The following is a 1,373-nucleotide window of genomic DNA, read 5'->3' on the forward strand; positions in this document are numbered from 1 at the left end:
GTTGATCTGCTGCGCGGTCACGCCCAGCACCAGCCGGGTCTTTTGCGCGCCTTCGCCGACTTCGACGGTCACCACGCGCTGGTGCGCGCCGACGGCCACGGCCGACAGCACGCGCGTGGTCACATCGCCGCCGCGGGCCATCGCCTGGCGCTGCTGCATGCGCCGCACCAGCCAGGGCAGCGCCGCGACCACGGCCACGAAGGCCAGGACCGCGAGCAGCGTCTGGGACAGGCTGCCGCTATCCACGGCTGACACGGCGCAGACGCTCGGAAGGGGTCACCACGTCGGTCAGGCGGATACCGAACTTGTCGTTCACCACCACCACCTCGCCCTGGGCGATCAGGTAGCCGTTGACCAGCACGTCCATGGGCTCGCCGGCCAGCGCATCGAGTTCGACGACCGAGCCCTGGGCCAGTTGCAGGATGTACTTGATCGGCACCTTGGTGCGGCCCAGCTCCACGGACAGCTGCACCGGAATGTCGAGCACCATGTTGATGTCGTTGACCGGCACTTCGCCGCCCGTGAAGCCGGGGCGCGTGGGTTCGCCGCTCAGCGGACCGCCCTGTTCGATGTCGACCGTCTTGTCGTGCGCGCTCTGCTCCTGCAGGGCTTCGGCCCAGCCGGAGAAAGCGTCGTCGCTGGATGCATCGCTGGTGTTGTCATTTGCCATGTTTTTCTCCCATCCAATTCGCATCCGTGCCGCGCAGGCACTGCTCGATGCGGATTGCGTATTTGTCGTTGTGCGTGCCGTACTGGCACTCGAAGACCGGAACCCCGCCAATCGAGGCACGGATGCGCGGTTCGCGGTCGAGTTCGATGAAATCGCCGGCCTTCATGGCCAGCAGTTGTTCCACGGTCGCATCGGCGCGCGCCAGTTCCGCGACCAGCGTCACTTCGGCGGCCTGGATCTCGCGCGTCAGCACCTTGACCCAGCGGCGATCGACTTCGATCGAATCGCCCTGCGTCGAGGAATACAGCACGTCGCGGATGGGCTCGAGCGTCGCGTAGGGCATGCAGATATGGATGGCCCCCGAGATGTCGCCGATTTCCAGCTGGAACGCCGTGGAGACAACGATTTCGCTGGGCGTGGCGATGTTCGCGAACTGGGGCTGCATTTCCGAGCGCTGGTAACCCAGCTCCAGCGGATAGATGCCATGCCAGGCCTTGCGGTATTCCTCGCAGATCACGTCGACCAGGCGGTTGATCACGCGCTGTTCGGTGTGCGAGAAATCACGGCCTTCGATGCGCGTCTGCAGCCGGCCCGTGCCGCCGTAGAGCGTGTCGATCACGCCGAACACCAGCGACGGATCGCAGACCACGAGGCCGTTGCCGCGCAGCGGGCGGATCGCCACGATGTTGAAGTTGGTCGGCAC

General features: G+C 65.8%; 3 protein-coding genes. All 3 read right to left on the bottom strand.

Annotated features, from left to right (window positions below; genetic code table 11):
• Positions 1-255, bottom strand: a 255-nt coding sequence (locus D3H34_RS34855; protein WP_434057729.1) for a flagellar biosynthetic protein FliO, incomplete at its 3' end; no start/stop codon positions are given.
• Positions 239-670, bottom strand: coding sequence for a flagellar motor switch protein FliN (gene fliN / locus D3H34_RS32655; protein WP_119558864.1), 432 nt, complete (start codon positions 668-670; stop codon positions 239-241). The genes fliN and D3H34_RS34855, both read right to left, overlap by 17 nt.
• Positions 660-1,373, bottom strand: a 714-nt coding sequence (gene fliM / locus D3H34_RS32660) for a flagellar motor switch protein FliM (RefSeq protein ID WP_119558865.1), incomplete at its 5' end; no start/stop codon positions are given. The genes fliN and fliM, both read right to left, overlap by 11 nt.

It is taken from the genome of Acidovorax cavernicola, assembly GCF_003581445.1.